This is a genomic window from Flavobacterium pectinovorum, assembly GCF_006438875.1.
GTDB classification, from domain to species: domain Bacteria; phylum Bacteroidota; class Bacteroidia; order Flavobacteriales; family Flavobacteriaceae; genus Flavobacterium; species Flavobacterium pectinovorum_A.
The window spans coordinates 134,562-158,900 of sequence record NZ_RCZH01000015.1 but is presented as its reverse complement, the minus strand read 5'-3'; the positions used below and the strand labels follow the sequence as shown (position 1 = coordinate 158,900).

Sequence of the window (24,339 nt, the reverse complement as noted above, 5' to 3'; positions counted from 1 at the left end):
AAAACTGGTATCGACGGAATTCCGGGAGTTAACGGTACGCCTGGGACACCGGGTAATCCGGGAGCATCAGGATCAATTACTACACTTGATGCCATTATAAAAGATGCACAGGGTAATATCTATGCTTATGTTGGATCAGCAAATACAGTTAAAGGACGTGATGATGCATGGGCTCAAGGTTCAACTGACTGGGTTAAGATCAACGGTCTAAACGGAGCAGCAGGAATTCCGGGAGTTAACGGTACGCCTGGAACACCAGGTAATCCGGGAGCATCAGGATCAATTACTACACTTGATGCTATTATAAAAGATGCACAGGGTAATATCTATGCTTATGTTGGATCAGCAAATACAGTTAAAGGACGTGATGACGCATGGGCTCAAGGTTCAGCTGACTGGGTTAAGATCAATGGTCTAAACGGAGCAGCAGGAATTCCGGGAGTTAACGGTACGCCTGGAACACCAGGGAATCCTGGAGCATCAGGATCAATTACTACACTTGATGCTATTATAAAAGATGCACAAGGTAATATCTATGCTTATGTTGGATCAGCAAATACAGTTAAAGGACGTGATGACGCATGGGCTCAAGGTTCAGCTGACTGGGTTAAGATCAACGGTCTAAACGGAGCAGCAGGAATTCCGGGAGTTGTTGGAGAACCTGGAACACCAGGTAATCCGGGAGCATCAGGATCAATTACTACACTTGATGCTATTATAAAAGATGCACAGGGTAATATCTATGCTTATGTTGGATCAGCAAATACAGTTAAAGGACGTGATGACGCATGGGCTCAAGGTTCAGCTGACTGGGTTAAGATCAATGCTGCAAATGCTGCGAAGAATGTTGGAACTTTTTCTTCTGATACAGATAGTGTTATTAAAGTAGAAGGTGGTGCTAACGCATTGTTCTCTGACGTAAGCATCGAAATTAAGGGTGGTGTTGAAGGTCAGGTTTTGGCTGCAAATACTAAAGGAGCAGCTGTTTGGCAGACACCTAATATCTTGAAAATTACAAGAATTTCTGATAACGGAGTTATTGCTGTAACTGAGAATGTCGTATTAATAGATGCTGCTGGTAAAACAGGAAAAATATCAATATCACTTCCTACAGTAGGATTAGACGCTTCTTCGATCGGTAAAGTATTCTCTTTCAAGAGAGTAGATACTAATGATGATGCAAGAGTATATGTGACTGCGCCAAACGGAGCGACAATTGATGACACAGAGGTTAGTGTTCTTATAGGTCAGTCAAATACTTTTCAACTAATATTAGAAACGGTTACCCCATCAGTAAAATGGCAAGTACTTTCTAGATTCTAGTAAATATTTGTTCTTTGAATGATAAATAATAAAATGGAGAGGTGAAATCTCTCCATTTTTTTGTTTCAGAAATATGAAATTATCTGCTTCACTTATAAATCTGGACTTTACACTTTTTGATAAATTAGTTTTTAAGATTGTTTTTATTGAGCTACTTTTTTATTAATTAACACACTGTTTTTCAGTGTGTTATTAGCTGTAAAAGGTGTTGGATTACAAAGTATTTGCATATATTTTTTTATAATGAACTTTCAGTAGATAACAAATTATTTAAGTTTTTTTTAAGAGGAGGTTAGCACCTCCTCTTTTTTATGTGATTTCAGTTCATAATTACAATTTACATTTCGCCTTATTGTGACACACTAATAACTTTTAAGAGGCAATACGACTTCAGTAAGGTTCTAATTTTGTGCAATAATTTAAAATGTAATTTGTGTAATAATATAAATAAGTGTATGAAAAAAAATGACTCATATAAAGTGACGAGGTTTTCGTTAGCTAAATATCCTGGAGGTATTTTAGGCCTTATGTTTGTTTTATTAGCTTGTCAAAAAGGACAGGCGCAGGAAGTAATTGTTAATGAAGATATTATGACTGTGAAAGGTGACACTCTGATTGTGAAAGGTGACACTCTTTCCACTCGTTTGAGTTTTATTAATAACGGAATAATAGAGGTAAAAGAAGGTGCAAATATGCATGCTTTTGAAGATTATACAAATCAGGCTTCAGGAAGTTTTAAAAACGATGGAGACCTTTATATCCTAAAAAACTGGAATAACTATGGTAAAGTCAATCATAGTGGTTCAAGTAAGGGGAAAACCTTTTTTATAGGAAGTATGCAACAAACGCTTAGTAGTAAATCAAATATAATTACCTCTTTTCAGGATGTGATTTTTGATAACGACTCTGAACCGGTTTCTTTTGCTTTCGGAATGAACGATGCCGTTTTCGCTTTTGATGGAAAGGCTGAGTTTTTAACCGGGATTGTTCAGGCTGGTGAATCAAGTTTGGTTGTATTTAATGAAAATGCTACCCATGAGTATGCCAGTGATTTTAGTTTTGTTGACGGTAAAGTTCAGAAAAAAGGGAATAGTAAATTTGAGTTTCCGGTAGGTACCGGTCTTTATTTTAGACCATCTTATCATGATGCTTCCAATTCTAATGAGGACAAAGCCTATACAGCACAGTATTTTTATAATTCAAGAGGTTTTCCAATGCGTGATATTAGTAGAAGAGATGTCATTATTGAGGCTATTGATGATGTAGAATATTGGAATGTAATACAGGACCAGGGAACTGAAAAGATTGTTTTAACGCTTACTTTGGATTCAAAAACTACACCGGCAGCTTTTCTTGAACCGGAAGAAGATAAAGAAGTAGCTATCGTGCGTTGGGATGAAAGATTCTTTAAATGGGTCTACGAAGGAGGAGTTACAGGTGAACGCGATTCAGATGCAAGTAAAGAGGCTAATTATACAAAATTGGTAACATCACCAGTTAGCGGGTATGGGATGTTTGCATTGGCAATTGTTAAGAAAAAGATAGTCGATCCAACAGGTGTTATTGTTTATAATGCGATTTCACCAAACGGAGATGGTCTTAACGATAGTTTCCTTATCGAGGGAATTCATAAATATCCTGATAATGAAGTTGAAATATACAACCGTTGGGGCGTAAAAGTATATGATGCTAAATCATATAACGAGAATGATGTAATGTTTAGAGGATATTCCGATGGACGTGTAACTGTAAAAAGAGGAGAAAAACTTCCAACGGGAACCTATTTCTACATATTGAAATACAATAACGGAGTAAAAGGAGTTGAAAAATCCGGATACCTGTATATCAATAATCAATAATAATATAAAATATAAAAATATTTAGAACGCATGAAAAAGTTTTTTTACATAATAACAATTGTGCTCTTGGGGATTTTTGAGGCTTCGGCTCAGCAAGAATCTCAATACACACAATATATGTACAATACAATGACTTTTAATCCGGCATATACAGGATCAAGAGAAATAGTAAGTGCAATGGGCTTATACAGAACACAGTGGGTTGGTCTGGACGGAGCACCAAAAACAATGAACTTTTCTTTACAAAGCCCGTTAGGCTATCATGGAAATGGTATTGGGTTAAATGTAGTCAATGATAAGATTGGTCCAACAGATAATACCGGATTAATGGTAAGTTATGCTTACACCATCCTGGCAGGGAACGATACAAAAATCTCTTTTGGTATTTCGGGAGGATTTGACAATTTTTCTGTAGATTATGGTAAGGTACTTACAAAAGATGGTAATGATAATTATCTAACAGGAAAAGAATCTCAGTTTTCACCAAATGTAGGGGCTGGTATATATGTACACAGCTATGATTGGTATGTAGGTTTGTCTATTCCTAAATTATTGAAAACTAATTTTTATGATGATGTAGCCTCATCGATTTATACAAATAAGTCTCATATTTATGCTATGGCTGGTTATGTTTTTGACATTAATCCTTACTTAAGATTCAAGCCTGCTGTTTTGACAAAACTGGTAGTTGGAGCTCCAATAGCAGTGGATCTTTCTGCAAACTTCTTAATTAATGACCGATTTACCATAGGTGCTGCTTATCGTATAAATGCAAGTGTGAGTGGTTTGGCTGGTTTTCAAATCTCGGATGGTATTCAGGTTGGTTATGCTTATGATTATGAGACAACACATTTAGGGAAATATAATTCAGGTTCACATGAACTTTTTCTAAGGTTTGATATTTTTGATAAGACAGCAAAGCGTATGATAAATCCAAGATTCTTTTAATTAATGATTACAAAAATACATATGAAAAAATATTTTTTACTTTGGATCGTTTTATTTGGACTGCATAATTCTTATTCGCAGAACAAATTAATAAATAAAGCAGAAAAAGAATACGACCAGCAAGCGTACGCTTCTCTTAGCTCAGGTAATTTATACGATGTTTTAATAGAAAAAGAGTACAATTCATCAGCAGTATATGCAAAATTGGGAGATTCTTATTATTTTAACGGAGATTATAAAAATGCTTTAAAAGCATATAGTCAGGTAGAAAAACTAAAAGATAATTATAGTTTTACTAATGATCAGTTGTTTAGATATTCACAATCGTTAAAATCTGATGGTCGTTACGATGAAGCTTCTAAAATTATAAAACAGCTTAACAGTAAATTAGCCAAGGGACCAATAAATGAAAGCACAGATTATCTAAGCGATATAAAAAAACAATCAAACAGATATTCGATTAAACTGGTAACTGCAAATTCTAAAATGCCAGATTACGGAACGGCATATTATAAAGAAAAACAAGTGATTTTTACTTCTGCACGTGATACAAACGTAGTTAAGAAGTACAAAGATGCCTGGACAGGAAAGCCATATTATAAGCTTTACGAAGCTACAATTACAGATGATGGTGACTTAGTTAATCCTAAAAAACTCCCAGGAAAAGTAAATTCAGTTTACCATCAGTCAACTCCGGTAATAACAAATGACGGAAAGCAGATGTATTTTACAAGAAGCAATTTTTTAGGAAATAAATTGGGATCTGATGATACTAAAACAAATCGCCTGAGAATATACAGAGCTACACTTGTAAATGATACTTGGGATAAAATAGAAGATTTGTCTATTAATAACGACTCATACTCAAATGCCCATCCGGCATTAAGACCAGATGGAAAAAGTTTAATTTTTGCTTCAGACAGACCCGGATCATTAGGGCAGACAGATTTATATGAAGTCGAAATAAAAACGGATGGCTCTTTTGGAGAACCTAAAAACATGGGAGCCTCTATTAACACTATTGGTAGAGAAACTTTCCCTTTTATAACTAAATCCGGTGAATTTTATTTTGCATCAGATGGACAATCAGGTTTAGGTGGTTTGGATGTATTTGCTGCAATCAAAAATAGTGATAACAATTATACTATTGTAAATGTGGGAGAACCTGTGAATTCCGGTAGTGATGATTTTGGATTTGTTATTGATTCTCAAACAAAAAAAGGCTTCTTTAGTTCAAACAGAGGCAATGACGATCAAATTTATAGTGTAAGAGAATTAGAGCCAATTAAGGAAATTGTAAATGAAATTGCAGTAGCAGGAAAAATATACGATAATAAAACAGGAGCGGCTTTGCCTAATGTTAAAATTAAGGTGTACGACAAAAATAATAAATTAGTTGATGAGTTCTTTACAGATGAAGCAGGAGAGTACATAGTAAAAGTACCTCAGGGTGATTATACTTTTGTGTATGAAAAACAAGGGTATCTATTTGAAAATGATCATATCACAGTAAAAAAAGGAGATAAGAATATACTAATTGATAAACGACTTACAGTAGATCCTAATGCAATCCAATTGGTTGACGAAAATGGGAATGCGGTAGTTAACGGACATGACCTAACAAAAGATCTTAATCTAAAACCAATTTATTTTGATCTGAATGGGACAAGAATAAAAAAGAAATCTCAAGAAGAATTAAATAAAATTGTAAAGTTTCTAAAAAACTATCCTACTTCAACTGTAGATATAAGATCACATACAGACAGCCAGGGTGATAATAATTATAATCTTAAACTTTCTGAAAGAAGAGCAAAATGTACCATGGATTACTTTCTTAAAAAAGGAATAAAAGCAAACAGGGTTACAGGTAAAGGTTATGGTGAAACAGAGATTTTAAACAAATGTGTAGATGGTGTAAAATGTTCGGATAAAGAACATCAGTTAAACAGACGTTCAGAATTTATAACATCATTTAATAACAAGTAAGCAGTTTAGTTTACAAAAAGAATATATAGTGTGGGTATCAAACGATACCCACTTTTTTTTTATTAAAAAGTAAGAATGGAAAAAGGTGAGAAAATAAATCAGTCCTTCATTCATAGAAGTTGATCTATATTAAATAATATCCCCAAATCTTTGGATTGTTTCTATGAAAAAGGTCATAATATTTTATACAGAAATAGCTTAATTTGGTATAATTCAATTCATAAATTATTTCGGTCAAAGAGTTATAGCTCCATGTCATTAAGTTAAGGAAAACATCCTTGATAGTGAAGCAAATAAATCTCTCGTAAAAGAGCAAAATTGCAAAGATTTTGTTATTTCGACAGAGGAGACCCGAGCTCAATGTCATTAAGTTAAGTTTTTTGACTAGCCTCCAGCTTCAGCTCAATGTCATTAAGCTAAGGAAATATCTATCCCGTCCCGACGTTTCGGGATCGGGAATTTGCCGAATAGATCTCGCGCAAAGTCGCAGTCCGAGGCTTCGGGAGCAAAGAAAATGTATGTAAACTTGGCGGCTTTGCGACTTTGCGCGATTTTTTTTAGTCATAATTGTATAAAAAAGCTTAACTTAATGACATTGAGTTATAACCACCGCTTTGTAAAAGTTTGGCGGCAATTAAACAATTTAATAAATTAGAACATTTTATTTTTTACTTATATCTTATCTTGAAATAATTGAGAATAGATTTGTAATTATCCTGAGCCGTCAGACAGTTATCTATCAAATATTCCTTTATATATTAAATTCATGTAAACTCTTTAAAAAAAAAAATTTAGCTGTTCATCAATACTGAATGGCACAATATTGTTTGCAGGATATTCCTCGAAAACAATTAATCTCCAACACGACCATTTCTATCTTGAAAAGGATGTATGATTTCGAATTTATGATAAAAACCTACAATATCTTCGTTGATATTATTTTTAATATTAGGGTAGTTTTTTTACAGCTCTTTCATTTGTATTGTCACTTTTCCGGCGGAACAAGCCTCATTACCACCAACTTCATTGGAAGTTTTTGTATTCACAAAAATTAAACCAGTCTTTTCTGCTGCCAGACGTACCAGACTTCAATAAAAGACAATTCTTTACTAATGGATTCAATGAGTTTAGCATCTGCTTAGATCATATCAATTTGTCGTGTCTTCTTCCTATTTTAAAATTTTCTGAATATTTTATGCTCACATACATCATTTATGATATGTTTTGCATCAAATGGGATACTTTTTTTATCTATATAAACCTACTTTTATTAAAATGATTTTTGCTGTTTTATAAGATGTTAGCCGCTATTGACCACTAATTTTTGAAGACGAAGTTTTAGAAATAGTATCTGTTTGTAAGTAACACTTTTGTACAATGAAAACAGTTTGAATGATCATAAATCCGAATTAATACTTTACTAATTATAAATTTAACCACAAAAAACTATGAAAAAATTTAGTCTGTTCTCCTTAACACTAACGTGTGTTTTAGGATTTGCATCCTGCTCGGATAATCCTTCTGCAGCAGAAGACCAATTGGCAAACACATCCGCAATTAGCAATGGCAGTACAAACAAGGTTGCCGGCGCGCCGTGGGTCAAACAATTTGAAGATACATTCGATGTAGGCTCAAGTCTGTCACAATGGACAAAAGAACAACGTGCGGATTATAATTCGTGGTATTGCGACTATTACAGTTCAGTGCCAACCACACAATGGCGAGATGGAAAGCAATGTTTAGAAATCAAGACAACAAAATTAAGCACGTACAAATATCAATCTGGTTTTATTACTTCTAATTACCAATACAAACCAGAAAATAATACGGAATATATGCTTTCGGCTAATATTAAATTAATAGCAATGGATGGCGGAACGTATAAGTCTTTTACGGAAACTTACGGTGCGTGGCCGGCTTTTTGGTCGGTACAGGGAAATGCCTGGCCAACGCAGGGAGAAATCGATATTATGGAAGGATATTCTTTTGCACCAAATGCAAGCCGTTTTACTTCAAATATTTTTTATGGAACTTCTGCCGGAAATAACTTATTAGGAAATTCAGCTGAGAGAAACTACCCAAATAATTTTGATATAAACGGAAATAGCGGATGGCATTTGTATGAATCCTTTTGGAAAATGAAGGATAATGTAGTAACCGTAACGATAAAGGTAGACAATGTAACGGTTTCAACCTATACTAATAGTAGTGTATCGAATCTTAATTTGAATAATTTCGGAAAGCATGCGATTACTTTAAATGTAAATGTTGGATCAAAAGACTCTAATTTTATAGATCCTAATAAAATCAACTTATTTACAACTGTAATGATGTGGGTTGATGATGTAACGGTTTACAAAAGACCTATTTAAATATCAACACGAATTGCACGAATTGTCACTAATTCGTTTGTGAAATTAATTTTGCAAACCAGGCTTAAACCTTTAAAAATTAGTGACAATTAGTGTAATTCGTGTTTCCTAATTGATTTATAATACAAAACACGAATTACACGGATTGTCACTAATTTGTTTGTGAAATTAATTTCGCAAACGAGGTTTAAACCTTTAAAAATTAGTGACAATTAGTGGAATTCGTGTTTCCTAATTGATTTATAATACAAAACACGAATTACACGGATTTAGCACTAATTCGTTTGTGAAATTAATTTCGCAAACCAGATTTAGACTTTTAAAAATTAGTGACAATTAGTGGAATTCGTGTTTCCTAATAGATTTATAATACAAAACACGAATTACACGGATTTAGCACTAATTCGTTTGTGAAATTAATTTCATAAACTAGGTTTAAACCTTTAAAAATTAGTGACAATTGGTGTAATTCGTGTTTAAATATATTTATGCAAAATGGTATTTTATGCTTAATCTAAACCTTCAAGAAATCCTGTATGTGAACTTTTGATCGCAAAATTTGAATCGTACAATAAAGGCCAGTCATTTCCAACATGGTTTAATTCTGTACTATACGGAATCCACGATTCATTATCCTTCATTCCCCACACTGTTAGAGCATATTTATTGGCGGCAGGAAGCGCATTATACAGCTGCACGATCTCTTTATATTTTTCTTTTTGAGCAAGCCTTCTTTCATTTGTAAAAGTAGAAATGTCATTCGATTGATTTACCTGAATATCTAATTCCGAAACATGAATTTTCAAACCTTTTGCGACTGCTCTGTTAAGATCCGTTTCTATTTGAGCTTTGGTTGGGCTTAAATATGTGTTATGCATTTGAAAACCAATACCATCAATCAGCGAACTTGCTTTTAGATCATCTATTATGCTAAAAACTTTGTCTTGTTTTGCAATATTAGTCGAAGTTGCATAGTCATTATAAAACAGTAATAATTTAGTGTCACCTGCTGCATTTGCTGCATTTCGAGCCCATTGAAAACAATCTTTTATATAGTTTGGTCCCATTCGTTTAAGAAAAATGGTATTTCTCATGTTACCGCCATTATCGTCTGCTGCTTCATTAACCACATCCCATGATTTTACTTTTCCTGCATAATGAGTAACCACATCTGTGATGTATTTTTTTACTTCTGCGGCAAATTCAGCATCAGTGCCTGCAAAATCCTGTAACCATTTTGGCACTGCATTATGCCATACTAAGGCATGACCGTGAACATTGATGCCATTTGTATTTCCGTACGCCACAATTTTATCCGCTGCGGTCCAGTTGTAAACACCGCTTGCGGTAGAAATTGGGTCCATTTTCATTTCGTATTCGGCAGAAATACTGCTAAATTCATTTTTCAAAATAATATCATAAGGACTTCCATTGGTTAATTGCGAAGCTTTTACTGCCATACCTACAAAAAACGGATTGGCTAGTTTATTTGCTTTTACTTTCAAAAAAGTAGGATCTTCAGGAATAGTACTGGAACCTGTGGTTACAACATAAATAACATTTGAATAGTCTGATGTTTGTGTCGCATTTTTTGCTCTGACTCTGTAAAAATAGGGTGTTCCTCCATTTAAACCCACGACAACTTCGTTTAAATCAGTAACTTCTTTTGCGTTGTAATTAGGAACGAAAGTTGAGAAATTTTCGCTGGTAGAAACATCCAAAAGATAGCTTTTGGCATTGGAAACATAATTCCATTTTGCTCTAAAACCCGCATCGTTTACATCTTTTGGTGCATTTGCAACTGGTGATTCTAAAGTATTGGCGACCACATTATCATCTTTTGAACAAGAGTTTAGAAAAAAGACAAAGCTTGTGAGCACAAGTAAAATTTTATTTTTCATACTGTTTTTATTTTAGGGTATTTATAGTTTATAAGAGCTAAGATTTGGGCACAAGTAAAAAAGAAACACGAATTTCACTAATTGACACTAATTAGTTTGTGTAATTAATTTCACAAACTAAATCACCCGTTTAAGGTTTGTGCAAATTCGTGAAATTCGTGTTCAATATATGTATCTGCACGTAGTATAAAGAGACTGTTTTTGGTCACAGCCTCTTTCTAAACTTAAAATACAATACCATTAATTATTGGTAACGAATTTTAATATTATCGTATTTTATTACGCTTGGATTTGGCGTATCTCCCTGAGCAATTCCAACTTTAATTTCATTAATTTTAGAAGGATCCAATGTAGCGGCTGAATTTGAACCGAAACCGTAATTATCTTTAAAATCAGCTATTGATATTGTTTTCGTAGTCCAATTTATATCAGTTACTTTGAAATTGTAGCCGTAATTTACTCCATCAATAGTATTTAATTGAATAGCAAACTGAGCACCAACAACATTTGCACTTACATCAATATCTATAAAGGCTTTCGTCGCGTCATTATTTGCTGTGCTTAAGAAACCGGATCCTCCGCCGGCGCTGCTTCCGTTATATCCATTTGCAGTTGAACCCGCCCAAGCTAATGCTGCATAATTGCCTGTTGGTCCGCCAGTCGTGTTTGCATTAAAACTATCCATATCACCATAAGCACTCCAATCACGTCTGACACCGGCTCCGTCAAAATCAGATACAAGAATTACCGTAGCAAATTCTATTGTCTTTTTTGCTGAACCTCCCGGTGTAGTAATTACTAATTCTGATCCTGAAACAGCATCTGCAGGTAAACCGATGATAATTGAAGAAGATGAATTTACAGAATAGCTGAGTACTTTGCCTCCAAGAGTTATCGAAGAAACATTATAAAACCAGGTACCTTGAATTTCAAGAGGAAAGCCCGGAGTTGCTACAGCCGGAATTGTTTTTGAAATAGTAGGAACAGGCTGTAAAATTTCAATATTCTTGGTAACTGATCCGGTTGCTGTTATAAAGGTAATAGGCTGTACTCCAAATCTACTTCCTAGTTTTTCATCAAAAGGAATAGTGAAAATAAACGCTTTATCAGAGTTATAGTTTGGATTGAAACTGATGTCAATTTTATTGTCCAGTGTAATCTTTTTTAATCCCTCTAAACCCTGTCCTTCGACTCTGACTTTATTTAGCGGAAAAGCCTGATTTAGTAAATCTCCGGGTTCAGCAACCATTGCATCGACATTTGCAGTAACTGCGTCATCATTTTGACAGGCTGTAAAAGAAGCAAATGTCAAAAGAATTATAATTGTATATTTTATTTTATGGATCATAAGTATGAAAATTAATTAAAGTTAAAAGGAACCGGAGGCTCTAATAATGACGGATTTGTATCAATAGCTGACTGCGGTAACGGCAATTCAAAATAATTGCTTCCCGGAGTTATCTTTACAGAAATCAATTGGGTTCTCGCATCATCAGAATAAAAACCAACTTCCTGATTCGAGATAATTGCTGTTGCTTCTGCCAGACCGCGACGTTTTAGATCAAAGAAATATTGTCCTTCAAGCGCGAATTCAATTCTTCTTTCCTTAAACAAATCATCTCTTGTAAGTACTGTTTTAATGGGTAATCCTGCTCTGGTTCTTACTTCGTTAAAGGCGCTCAGGGCAGAAGCATTTGTCGTAGAACCGGCTCCTGCCAAAATTGCTTCGGCATGCATTAATAAAACATCAGAATATCTTAATATAATCGTGTTTTGTGAAGTTTTCATAAAAAACACATCGTTTCTCTCCGCTGCAGAACCTACAATGTATTTTCTGAAATTTGCTCCTGTCGAAGAAAGGATTTTTTTATAGGTAAAACCGCCTTGGTTTTTTAACAATTCAGGATAAAAATCACCATCCGTCATTATGGTGTACTTTTTTCTGATATCCTTTGGTTCAAATCCGGCTTGCAAGGAGATCGAAGGCAGGTGAACTCCCCATCCGTCACCGCCGCCGGTAATTCCTGTACCGCCGGGAACAATATAAGCCTGATTTGTGTTTTGAGTTCCCCATTCTGTAGCAATAGCTTTCCATTGTAAAGCAAACATACTCTCCGGACTATTATTATTTTCAGGGCTGTTAAACATGTTTCCGTAATCCTGAATTAAAGAGTATTGTTTCCCCATGATTTTCTGGGTTAAATCGGCACATTGTGTATATTCTTTTAAAGTTAAATGTACTTTGGCAAGAATACCCATTGCTGCGACATTGGTAACATATCCTTTCTTTGCTGAAGTTGCAGGCAAATTTTCAACGGCATATTCTAAATCTTGTTTTATAAATTTATAGACATCTTCGACCAGATTTCTTTTTGGCTGTGCTGCAGAACCTGCTTTACTAATAATTGGTACAGCACCAAAAGTCCTTACGAGATAGAAATAAGCATTTGCTCTCATAAACCTTGAAATAGCAATAGCATTTTTATAAGATGCTTCCGGTAATTCGCTTTTTCTTTCTTCGACTAAACTCATCAAATTGTTTGATTGATCGATAACGGAAAATAGCGAAACATAACCTTCTGTCAGGATTGGATTCTGTGAGGTTACCTGAGCATCTTTAAATTGCGCATAAGCACCATCAAATGTAAAGGCGTTTCCGGCGTACATATCTCCCACGGCAATCAGGAATTTATCATTGAAGGTAAACCAGGGTTTAAAATATAAACTCTCAGCGATTCCGTCAAAAGCGGTAACGCCTTTCGGTAAATCTGCAGGGGTCAATTGATTTTCAGATGGTGCATTCAAAAAATCATCTGAACACGAAAATAAAAACAGCAATGGTATCAGCATTACCATCAGTAAAAGTTTTAAGAATTTTTTCATAACTATTATTTTTAGATTAATGACGATGTATCATTAAATTGGTTTTGTTTTATTGAAATTTTAGAATTCTAAATTCAAACCTAAAGAAGTTATTCTTGGTACCGGATATCGTCCTAAATCAATACCGCTCAACGTAACATTTTGGTCCAGATTTCCCATGGCAGGATCAAAACCGGAATAGTTTGTCCAGGTGTATAAATTTTGAACATTTACATACAATCTAACTTTAGAGATGATTGATTCTTTGAATATTGAACTTGGCAGATCATAACTCAAAGAAACATTCTGAATTCTTAAATAAGAACCGTCTTCTACAAATCTGTTCGAAATTCTGCCATTTCCGTTTGGATCATTCAGTGTAATTCTTGGAACATCTGTATTTTCGTTAACGCCCGCTTCAAAAGCATTTAAAGCCTGAGTACTCACGTTTGCATATCGGTCACCAAATCCGGGATAAATGCCATCCGTATAATGACGTGTAAAATTGTAGATTTCGTTACCCTGACTTCCGGTTAAAACAACAGACAGACTAAGGTTTTTGTATTTAAAATTATTCGTAAAGGAATACGTAAAATCAGGAATTGCACTTCCTAAAGCCGTTTGATCTTTAGCGTCAATTTTTCCATCACCATTAAGATCTTTAAAACGAATATCTCCAACTCCCGTTCCGGTTTCCTGAACTGGTCCCGCCGCTAATTCGGCAGCATTTTTAAACAATCCATCAGTCACATATCCATAAAACTGACCAACTGGCTGTCCTTCTGTAGTTCTGGTAACGTTATATAAATCAAATTGTACTTTTCCTAATAAAGATTTGCCTGCTCCTTGAAAACTAGTAAGTTCATTATTGTATTTTGATAAAATAATGGTACTGTCCCAAGTGAAATTCTCGGTAATAATATTTCTGGTATTCAAGGTAAATTCTACACCTTTTGTTTCAATTTCACCTGTATTCAAATAATAATTAAGCGCACTTTGGTTTGATTCATCATTGATTTGTTTGGTTAGGAAATTGGAAGATTTTTTTACATAATAGTCAAAATCTAATTTAACCCTGTTATTAAGCATTCCTAATTCGAAACCTACGTTGAAAGATTTCAGTGATTCCCATTTAATATCAGGATTCCCTAAATTATCAATTGTTGGAGATACACCACCAAATGGAGATGAAGTCAATGATAGAATGGTCTGGTATCTGTTGGGCGGAATATTTTGATTTCCTACGGAACCGTAACCTGCTCTGAATTTTAAATAATTTACACTATTTGATAAAGGCTCAAAAAACTTTTCGTTACTAACTGTCCAACCTGCAGCAAAGGACGGGAAATAACCCCATTTATTGTTAGGTCCAAAGTTTGACGAAGCATCTGCTCTTAAAGAAGCTGAAAATGAATATCGATCAGAAAAACTATAGTTTAATCTCGAAATATAAGAAGTCATCGACCATCGTCCGGAACCATTTCCGTTTACTGCCGTATCAATATCACCTATATTTAAGTTGGTAAAATCTTTGCTTAAAAAATCCCCGCTTCTGTATCCGCTCAAATATTCGTATTGACTTTCTTGCGCTTCCTGACCTAACAAAAAGGTAAAATTGTGTTTTTCGTTAATGGTTTTATTATAAGTCAGATAATTTTTAAGACTCCAATAAAAACTTTGATCCTGCTGTTTGAATGATTTATTTAAAAGCTCAGATACATTTCCTAAAGTGTATGCAGGTGCAAAAGAGCTGCTTTTTGCAAAATTTAAGTCATATCCTAATTCAGATCTGAAAACCAATCCTTTGATCAGCGTGAAATCAGCAAATAGATTTCCGTTGATTTTATATCTTTCTGTTTGTGCATTGTTGTATTCTGCCAGAGCAATTGGGTTCGTTGCCTCATTTGCAGATGAACCTATGCCGCTCGCAGGACCTGCAAAAGAACCATCAGCATATCTCACAGGCAATTCCGGAGATTGTCTTAGCGTATTCATCACTAAACCACCTCTGTCATCGTTTCTTACCACTTTTTGGGTAGATCTGCTTAAAGACATATTGTTACCAATTTTTAACCACGATTTTACATTTGAATCCACGTTTAATCGCAAAGACATTCTGTTGAAATCTGAATTTAGAACAATTCCTTCCTGATCAAAATAATTTAAAGAAGAATAATATCGGGTTCCGTCTTTTTCACCGGAGAATGATAACTGATGATTGTACATCGTTGCGGTTCTAAAAAGTTCATCCTGCCAGTCCGTTCCCTTGCCTAATAAATCAGGTTTTTGATATTGATAGGGAACAGGTTCGCCATTTAGTTTGAAAATTTTCGTTTGATACGCTGCATATTGCGGTAAATTTAAAACGTCAACATGATTTGTAACTTCCTGAGTGGCTAAATAGGTTTCATATGAAAAAGTTGATTTTCCTTTTTTTCCTTTTTTGGTCGTAATCAAAACAACACCGTTTGCACCATTTGCACCGTAGATGGCTGTTGCCGAAGCATCTTTCAAAATATCGATAGTTTCAATATCCGAAATATTCAAACCTGATAATGCAGAGTTTTTAGTTTGTCCGTTTCCGCCTCCTAAAGCACCAAATGAAAAGGAATCATTATTTTTATCCGCAAAAATAGGAGTACCGTCAATGACATATAAAGGTTCATTACCATTAATAGAGGTAATTCCCCTGATTTGAACAGAAATTCCACCTCCGGGTGTACCGGAATTTTGAGTCACATTTACACCTGCGGCTTTACCTACAAGAGCCTGATCGATAGAAGTAAAGGGTTTGTCCTGAATTTCTGAAGCCTTAATAGAAGAAACGGCACCATTTATATCTTTTCTTTTTGAAGTTCCGTATCCAATAACGACAACTTCATTAAGTTTTTCCAGATCATTAACCATGATTACCTGCATCACCGCTTTTGTATCTGCCGGCATGGAAACATTTTTATAACCGATATAACTGAAAGTCAATATAGCTTTTGGCTCTACATTGTTTAATACAAAACTGCCATCAAAATCGGTGGAAGTTGCATTTTTTGTTCCTTGTACTATTACACTAACACCTGGCAAGCCCATTCCGCCTGATGTTACTTTTCCTTTAACAGTTTGAGCGAAGAAAAAATTTCCCCACATACACACTATTAAACACAATAGTTTTTTTAATGTTTTTTTCTGCATAAAATTTGGTCGTTAAGTTTGATAATTAGTTAGTTTTTATTTCAAAATATGGAAGAATATCATCTTTTGCCAAATGAATTATTGAGGTAATGACAAGCAGGATTATTTCTTAAATATTTCTTAACGAAAGTAAAATGTAGAGGTGTGCTATTATAGAACAGATGAAGCATATTGTAAAACATTTGATGCAAAAAATGCTGTAAATGCACTATTAGCCCGAAAAGAGCGTACTATGTCATTTGAACCACTTGTCAGGTATTTGCTAAGTTTTTTGCTTTAAAAATATTTTATGTTTAAAAAAAGAGTAAATTATTTTTTATATCTGAATTTTGGATGAAATAAAAAAGAGCAATTATTGAAAAAATTGACTTACAAAAAAAAAGAGCTTCGATTTTTTAATTCGAAGCTCTTTTAATTACATTTTACCTGTGGGAGATTATTTATTCTTTGGCTCTTTTTTCCTGCGTTGGTAAATTTCCGTATTTAATTTTATAACATTTGGTAAAATAGGAGGGAGAAGTAAAGCCTACTTTATAGCTAATTTCATTGATGTTGTTATTTCCTTTTTCGATCAATTGTTTTGCTTTTTCCAGTCGAACATTTCTAATAAACTCATTGACAGAAACGCCTGTTAACGTTTTTATTTTTCGATACAATTGACTTCTGCTCAGGAAAATTTTAGAAGATAATAACTCTACACTCAATTCAGGTTCGCTGATGTTTTCATTTATAAAATGCAGGATTTTTTGAATGAAATCATTATCCAGCGACGTCGTTTTTTCTTTGCCGTCTTTTGTTATTCCGCTATAGAATTTCTTAAACATGATTTGTCTGCTTGTAATAAGCTGTGCCAGACTCGATTTTAAAATATCCAGTTCAAATGGTTTACTCAAATACATATCAGCACCGGAATCTATACCTTCCAGTCGGTCTTTTACCATGGCTTTTGCCGAAAGCATTAATAGCGGTATATGACTTGTTTTTAGATCTCCTTTGATGTTTTTGCACAATTGCAACCCATCCATTACGGGCATAATAACATCTGTAATGATTAAATCAGGCAATTTCTGAACCGCAATTTCGTAACCTTTTTGACCATTTTCTGCAACAAGAACCTTGTATAATTTGCTTAATTCCTGTTTCAGGTAATTTCGTAATTCAGGATTATCTTCAACAATCAAAATCGTGTATGGTTTTGCAGTTTCCGGAGAAGTATTTTCTACGTTTTGATACGCAATTTCATCTTCATCAGATTGATTATTAAAAGATTCTGATAGAAATTGATTTTTATTTTTTTCTATTTTAAAAGACGTGTTAACTACTTCGCTTTTCTTATAAAAAGATTTCCCTAACGGAAATGTTACCGTGAATTTTGTGCCTTGTCCTACCTGACTTTCAACATTAATTTTTCCTTTATGCAACTCAATAAATTCTTTAACAACCTCTAAACCAATTCCTGTACTGCCGTAATAATCCTTATTTATATTGTTGACCTGATAAAACCTGTCAAATATTCTTTTTAAATCTTTTTTGTGAATTCCAGAACCGGTATCTGTAATTGTTATTGAAAAAGAAGGAACTTTATTTCCGTTAATTAATAAAGAATTATCCAGATCTGATTTGTCTATAGAAATGGTAATAGAACCATTATCCGGAGTAAATTTAAATGCATTTGAAATAATATTAAACACTATTTTTTCCAGCATTTTTGGGTCTAACCAGTCTTCGAGCTCATCAACCGATGACTCAAAATTAATAGTAATATTTCGGGCAGAAGCTTCCTCATCAAAATAGCCAATAATTCCCTGCGTAAAGGCTACGACTTCAATTTTCTTGGCTTGAAGGGAAATTTTATTAAACTCTAATTTATTAAAATCCATAAGCTCATTGATTAGTCTCGAAAGCCTATCCGAACTTTTGTGTACGATTTTTAATTTATGATGTATTTCAGGAGATAAATTTTTACTTCTTAAAATATCTTCCAGCGGATTAATAATCAGCGTTAACGGTGTCCTGAACTCATGAGAAATATTCGTAAAAAACTGTAATTTCTTATTGTTTAATTTCTCTAATTGAATACTTTTTTCCTTTTCGAGAATTATGGCTTGTCCCGCTTTAAAACGATTTTGATAAATTTTATTGAAATATATAATCAGGAAAACTAAGATAGAGGAGTAGATTAAATAAGCCCAAAGGGTTTTCCACCACGGAGGCAGAATTTTTATTTTTAGTTCTAATTGATCATTACTCCACGAACCATCTGCATTAGCCGATTTTACTTTGAAAACATAATTGCCCGGCGCCAGATTGGTGTAAGTTGCTGTCCTGTTATTGCCCACATAATTCCAGTCTTTTTCGAAACCCTCAAGGTAATAAGCGTATTGGTTTTTCTTAGAATAATTATAATTGATTCCCACATATTCAATCGTAAAAACAGACTGTGTATGATCGAGAATAATTTCTTTAGTTTGAGCAATTACTTTGGTTAACGGCGAAGAATCTTCATTTGGCTTAACGGATCGATTGAATAATTTGAAATCGCTGAAATACAGCTTTGGCGCTTTTTCTGCTTTTTTTATCTCGTTCGGATTAAAATAATTTACGCCTTCGTAACTGCCAAAATACAACTCTCCGTTGCCATCTTTAAAGACCGCATTATTATTAAAATCATTATCAACAAGACCATCGTCTTTATTAAAATTGGTGCTTTTTTTATTTTTAAAATCAAGTTTTGTCAATCCTGAGCCACCGCTTATCCACAAAGAACCATTGTTATCAGAAATTATGGCACGAACAGATTTTTCTTTAAAACCGGGAAAGTTATTGTAGTTTGAAAATGTTTTGTCTTTTTTATTGTAGTTAAATAATCCTTCGCCGTCAGTTCCTATCCATATTGTTTTATCGTTAGACTCATAGATGGATAAAATAGACTGAATACTGTTGTACTTCGTTTTATCGTTAAACATGGCATCGCGCATTTTTGTGACTTTAAAACCAGGTTCGTCTTTAAAACTAACCTGATATAATCCCAAAATTGTTCCAACCCATAAAACATCATCAGAGTCAACAAAAACTTTACGGATAAAAGCGTTGTCTAAAGCGTTTTCTACGAATGGTTTTGAGTCACAATGAACAAATGTGTTGCTTTTATAGTCAAAATAATGCAATCCTTTTATAAAAGTTCCAATCCAGATTCGGCCTTTTGAATCTTCTGAAAAACTAAAAATCCGGTTCGATTTTAATCCTGTGTTTGTTGTATTGTAGTTTACAAATCGGGTAGTGCCATTTTTCAAAAAATAGATTCCGCGATCCCAGCTTCCTATCCAGATATTTTGTTTACTGTCTATAAATATAGTCTGAATATCAGCAGCATCTAAACCGGAATAATAGTTTTGATTGTTTTTGTTTACGTGAATATAACTCTTATCAGTAAGATTATAAATATCGAGTCCGCCGCCTTCATTACTGATTAATAAATTGCCCTTTTTATCTTTTATGACCGAAGTTACATAACTGGTCTGTAAAGAATTGTCATTATTTACAAGCGATTCAAGCGAATTAAATTTGTTATTGGGTTTATCAAATACACCAAGTCCTTTATTAAAATAACCTAACCAAAGCCGTTTTTCTTTGTCTTCATACAAGGACCAAACCGAGTTAGATTTTAAACTAAAGTCATTGTACTTACTGTGTAGATATTTTTGCAATACCTGTCCTTTGTAATTTACAACCAGTAATCCGTCATTTTCTGTACCACAAATGATGTAATCCTGACTGCTTTCTATAATAGATAAGATTTTGTTTTTGGTAACAGAGTAATTTTCAAATTGATAATTATCTGTTTCAGGTTTGATTTTTATCAGTCCATTTTCAGTTGTTCCCAGCCAGATATATCCATATTTATCTATAACAAGATTTTCGATGTCATCTAATAAAGGTTCTCTGTTAAATTTGTCTTTATAAACCTGTTTGATTTTTCCGTTTAAATCGAGTTCTAATAGACCATAACTGGTTCCTAAATAAATGATTCTGTGCTTATTTTTTACGGAAGATTTTATCAGAAAATTAAATTTTTTGAGCACTTTGGACTGAATCAAAGAAACTTTCAGAGTCTTTATATTGAGTTTGAATAATCCAAAACCATAAGTTCCTAAGATTAAATTGCCATTATTATCCTGAATAATTGTTTTTACGGTAATGGGTTCATCATAACCTTTTGTAATTACATCTTCGATATTAATTTTAGTAAAATTATCTAAATCCCTGTTGTACAAACACAAACCGTCATCAGTACCAACCCATAAGTTATTATTAGAATCAAGAAAAGTTGCATAAATAAAGTTGCTGTTTACAGAACTGGGTTTTTTATTGTACTCATATCCAAAATAATTTACTCCATCGTATCGATACAAACCCGCGCCATTTGTGCCTATCCAGATAAAACCATTTTTATCCTGAATAATAGAAGTTATAGCTCTTTTTGAAGTAGTTTCCTGTATGCTTCTAAATTGGTAGTTGTCAAATTTACCTTGAGATAACAGGCAATTTGTAAATACAAAATAGTATACAATAATATATTTGATATTTTTCATTATAATAGCATTATTGATCAATTTGCGCCGAAAATTTCCTTTTATTTTAAGTGTAATAAAAACAATATTAATAAAACTAAATATGAAATAAACTTTTTAAGTGTAAATTTTATCATATTGCCAAAAACCTAAGCCCAATTATTAACTAATCGTACTCAGGTTATTAGGTTGTTTTAAAAATATACTAAACTGCTGTGTGTATTTTTTTTAACACATAGAAACATAGTCCCGAAGCGCAATTTCATTAAGTTAAGCTTTTTTGACTAGCCTCCAGCTTCAGCTGGAGGTGACTAATACGCACAATAAAATGGCTTTAGCCAAATCACACATTTTTGGCTAAAGCCTCATAGATTGATTTTATATAAACTCCAGCTAAAGCTGGAGGCAATTCAAAACTACATTTTGCGAGAAAATTATAATTTGAAAAAGCTTAACTTAATGACATTGCCCGAAGCGTCGGGATGAACTTAAAAAAAGGCGTTTCACTTTACATTAATTCACAGATCTATGTGTCAATGTCATTAAGTTAAGGAATTAGTAAATAGACACAGAAGTAACCACAAAGTTTGTCATCTCGACGAAGGAGAGATCACACTAGTATTTCCGTTCAGATATTCGCCAATCTTTGTTGAGTTTCTTGTGTGATCTCTCCTTCGTCGAGATGACAAGATTGCGGATTCTGAAAGAGTTAATCTGCATTAAAAAATTTCTTAACTTAATGACATTGTGCTTTGAGACTATGTGAAAGAAACTTGTTTCTTTTTTCCCTTCTTTTTTACACATAAAATCTATGTTTCTATGTGTTTAAATTTTTTCAGAAATACTTTATTTTAATTCAAATTTACCAGTGAGTCCTTCATTAGAATTCCAGCCCACCATGATATTAAACATGCCCGGTTCTACTAAAAATTTGCCTTCGTTGTCATAAAAACCAAGTGCTGCATCTGTTAAAGTAAAATGCACAGTTTTAGTTTCTCCTTTTTTCAGGTTTATTAACTCAAAACCTTTTAATTCTTTTATTGGGCGAACAATGCTTGCAAATTCATCGTGAATATAAAGCTGCACGACTTCTTTTCCGTCAAAATTACCTGAGTTTGTAATGTCAACGCTCACTTCAATTTTTTCTCCTTTAGAAAAAGCAGTTTTATTAATTTGAAGATTTTTATAATCGAATTTTGTATAACTCAGTCCAAAACCAAATGGGAATTGAGGTGTTTTCTCTACATCCATATAATGTGACCAAAAAACATTTTTATCACTATCGATTGGTCGTCCTGTGCTGTATTTGTTGTAATAAATTGGTACTTGTCCCACGTTTCTAGGAAAAGATATTGGCAATTTACCACTCGGATTATAATCTCCGTACAAAACCTGAGCGATTGCATTTCCTGCCTGAGTTCCTAAATGCCAGGCTTCTACAATAGCCGGAATATTTTGTGCAGCCCACGGAATAGTCAACGGGCGTCCGTTATTTAAAACCAAAACGATATTAGGATTTACTTTGTAGATTTCTTCCAGTAATTCCTGTTGAATTCCCGGTAAATTTAAATCGGTTCTGCTTCTTGCTTCTCCACTTTGAAATCCATATTCACCTAAAACCATCACGACAACATCAGCATTTTTTGCGGCTATCTTAGCAGCTTCAAAACCGCTTTTGTCAGTTGTATTGAAAACGGTTTCGGTTAAAAAAGTAGCTTTCTGCGAAAGCAAATCTGCCCCTTTTTCAAAAGTCAGCTGATTGTCTTTGTATTGCTGCATTCCTTCTAAAACCGAAACGGCAGTATTATCATCGGCTGCAATTCTCCAGCTTCCAAGCGGACTGTTTTTATCATTTGCCAAAGCACCAATCAAAGCAATTTTTTGTCCGGATTTTTTTAGCGGAAGCAAATTCTCATTCCTCCCCGGCGGATAAGCATTCTTTAATAAAACGATAGATTTCTTCGCCATGTCCAAAACTCCGTCATTATTGGCTTTGCTTCCAACAACTTCTTTTTCGCGCTTTTCGTCGCAATATCTGTAGGGATCATCAAACAAACCCAATTCAAATTTCACGCGAAGGATTCTGCGAACGGCATCATCTATTAAAGTTTCTTTTACTTTTCCTTCTTTTACCAAAGCCACTAATTTAGCCACATACAAATACGATTCCATATCCATATCAGAACCTGCAATTATCGCTTTTGCCGTTGCATCGGCTTCGTCTTTTGCATAACCGTGCGCAATCATTTCGCGAACAGAAGCATAATCCGAAACTACAAATCCGTCAAACTTCCATTTTCCTTTTAAAATATCTCTTTGCAAAAATGCATTTCCCGTTGCCGGAATACCGTTTAAGGTATTAAATGAATTCATAAACGTGCGAACTCCCGCTTGTACCGTGGCTTCAAAAGGCGGTAAAACCGAATTGTATAATTTAGAATTGCTCATGTCTACGCTATTATATTCCAATCCTGCTTCAACAAAACCGTACGCCGCAAAGTGTTTTGTACAAGCTGCAATTGTATTTACTTTGGCTAAATCTGCAATCGTTTCTCCCTGAAATCCTTTTATTCTTGCGTAGCCTACTTTACTTCCCAAATACGGATCTTCGCCGGCTCCTTCCATTACGCGTCCCCAGCGTGCATCATTTGTTATATCGACATTTGGTGCAAAAGTCCAGTTAATGCCGGATGCCGAAGCTTCATCTGCTGCAATTGCTGCCGATTTTTTAATGGCGTCCAAATCCCAACTTGCTGCTTCTGCCAACGGAATTGGACTTAACGTTTTATAACCGTGAATAACATCAAAACCAATTATCAACGGAATTCCTAAACGGGTTTCTTCGACCGCGATTTTCTGGACTGCACGAACTTCTTTAACGCCTCGAACGGTAAGCATTGACCCAACCCATCCTTTTCGTAAGTGCTCGTATTTTAATTCAGCAGACCCGCCTTTTGGAGCTGGTCCTGTAACATCCCAAAAACCATTATATTGATTCATTTGTCCTACTTTTTCTTCTAATGTCATTTCTTTCATCAAAAGCGAGATCCGTTCTTCGATTGGTTTTTTTGCATCCATATGTTTTTTGGTTTGGGCATATCCGTTTCCAAAAACGATTAACAGTAAAAAGGCATATTTTCTAATTTGTTTTTTCATTATTGTGGTTTTAGTTTTATGGTAAAGTTGTTTAAATCTTGATTGTTACAGATCGTCTTTTTTTATTTTGAATGATAATTTTGAAAGTTTATTTGTGCGAAATCAATAAAATCTAAAAATGGTAAATGTAGTTTTACACCAATAATCAGAATAGTAAATTTGAAGCATTATGTGC

Annotated in this window: 10 protein-coding genes and 1 pseudogene; 5 read left to right on the top strand and 6 right to left on the bottom strand. The window is 34.1% G+C overall.

The genetic code is table 11. The features are described 5' to 3' along the window. From EAH81_RS27515 to EAH81_RS20325, 5 genes and pseudogenes are all read left to right on the top strand, one after another. Positions 1–1,323 (top strand): annotated as a pseudogene (locus EAH81_RS27515) (hypothetical protein); the annotation flags it as partial. Between the two features lie 455 nt (positions 1,324–1,778). After that, complete coding sequence (locus EAH81_RS20345; RefSeq protein ID WP_140510649.1) at positions 1,779–3,182, top strand: gliding motility-associated C-terminal domain-containing protein; 1,404 nt, start codon at positions 1,779–1,781, stop codon at positions 3,180–3,182. Between the two features lie 30 nt (positions 3,183–3,212). Continuing rightward, a complete protein-coding gene (locus tag EAH81_RS20340; protein ID WP_140510647.1) occupies positions 3,213–4,130 on the top strand; it encodes a type IX secretion system membrane protein PorP/SprF in 918 nt (305 codons plus the stop codon). Between the two features lie 21 nt (positions 4,131–4,151). Beyond that, positions 4,152–6,116 (top strand): OmpA family protein, encoded by a 1,965-nt coding sequence (locus EAH81_RS20335; protein WP_161595835.1) that lies wholly within the window; start codon positions 4,152–4,154, stop codon positions 6,114–6,116. Between the two features lie 1,448 nt (positions 6,117–7,564). Next, the gene (locus EAH81_RS20325) at positions 7,565–8,488 is read left to right on the top strand and encodes a glycoside hydrolase (protein WP_140510643.1); all 924 of its coding nucleotides are present in this window, start codon (positions 7,565–7,567) and stop codon (positions 8,486–8,488) included. A 509-nt stretch (positions 8,489–8,997) separates the two neighbouring features. Here the strand turns inward: EAH81_RS20325 and EAH81_RS20320 are convergent. The 6 genes from EAH81_RS20320 to bglX all read right to left on the bottom strand — a co-directional run bounded on the left by EAH81_RS20320 (position 8,998) and on the right by bglX (position 24,164). Further along, on the bottom strand, positions 8,998–10,389 hold the full coding sequence (locus tag EAH81_RS20320) for an endo-1,4-beta-xylanase (RefSeq protein WP_140510641.1): 1,392 nt from the start codon (positions 10,387–10,389) through the stop codon (positions 8,998–9,000). Between the two features lie 244 nt (positions 10,390–10,633). Further along, positions 10,634–11,737: a hypothetical protein gene (locus EAH81_RS20315; protein ID WP_140510639.1), complete on the bottom strand. Its 1,104-nt coding sequence runs from the start codon at positions 11,735–11,737 to the stop codon at positions 10,634–10,636. An 11-nt stretch (positions 11,738–11,748) separates the two neighbouring features. Next, positions 11,749–13,272, bottom strand: a complete 1,524-nt coding sequence (locus EAH81_RS20310; RefSeq protein WP_140510636.1) for a RagB/SusD family nutrient uptake outer membrane protein — start codon at positions 13,270–13,272, stop codon at positions 11,749–11,751. Positions 13,273–13,332: 60 nt separating this feature from the next. Then, positions 13,333–16,437 carry a SusC/RagA family TonB-linked outer membrane protein gene (locus EAH81_RS20305; RefSeq protein WP_140510634.1) on the bottom strand — a complete coding sequence of 1,035 codons (3,105 nt, stop codon included), beginning with the start codon at positions 16,435–16,437 and terminating at the stop codon, positions 13,333–13,335. A gap of 440 nt (positions 16,438–16,877) precedes the next feature. Next, entirely contained in the window at positions 16,878–21,029 is a 4,152-nt protein-coding gene (locus EAH81_RS20300; RefSeq protein WP_140510632.1) for a two-component regulator propeller domain-containing protein, read from the bottom strand. A gap of 825 nt (positions 21,030–21,854) precedes the next feature. Then, positions 21,855–24,164, bottom strand: a complete 2,310-nt coding sequence (gene bglX, locus EAH81_RS20295; RefSeq protein WP_140510630.1) for a beta-glucosidase BglX — start codon at positions 24,162–24,164, stop codon at positions 21,855–21,857. Positions 24,165–24,339 lie beyond the last annotated feature (175 nt).

Bases quoted from the DNA above. Each gene is read 5' to 3' on its own strand.
- EAH81_RS20345 (WP_140510649.1), top strand. From the start codon at position 1,779: ATGAAAAAAAATGACTCATATAAAGTGACGAGGTTTTCGTTAGCTAAA.
- EAH81_RS20340 (WP_140510647.1), top strand. From the start codon at position 3,213: ATGAAAAAGTTTTTTTACATAATAACAATTGTGCTCTTGGGGATTTTT.
- EAH81_RS20335 (WP_161595835.1), top strand. From the start codon at position 4,152: ATGAAAAAATATTTTTTACTTTGGATCGTTTTATTTGGACTGCATAAT.
- EAH81_RS20325 (WP_140510643.1), top strand. From the start codon at position 7,565: ATGAAAAAATTTAGTCTGTTCTCCTTAACACTAACGTGTGTTTTAGGA.
- EAH81_RS20320 (WP_140510641.1), bottom strand. From the start codon at position 10,389: ATGAAAAATAAAATTTTACTTGTGCTCACAAGCTTTGTCTTTTTTCTA.
- EAH81_RS20315 (WP_140510639.1), bottom strand. From the start codon at position 11,737: ATGATCCATAAAATAAAATATACAATTATAATTCTTTTGACATTTGCT.
- EAH81_RS20310 (WP_140510636.1), bottom strand. From the start codon at position 13,272: ATGAAAAAATTCTTAAAACTTTTACTGATGGTAATGCTGATACCATTG.
- EAH81_RS20305 (WP_140510634.1), bottom strand. From the start codon at position 16,437: ATGCAGAAAAAAACATTAAAAAAACTATTGTGTTTAATAGTGTGTATG.
- EAH81_RS20300 (WP_140510632.1), bottom strand. From the start codon at position 21,029: ATGAAAAATATCAAATATATTATTGTATACTATTTTGTATTTACAAAT.
- bglX (WP_140510630.1), bottom strand. From the start codon at position 24,164: ATGAAAAAACAAATTAGAAAATATGCCTTTTTACTGTTAATCGTTTTT.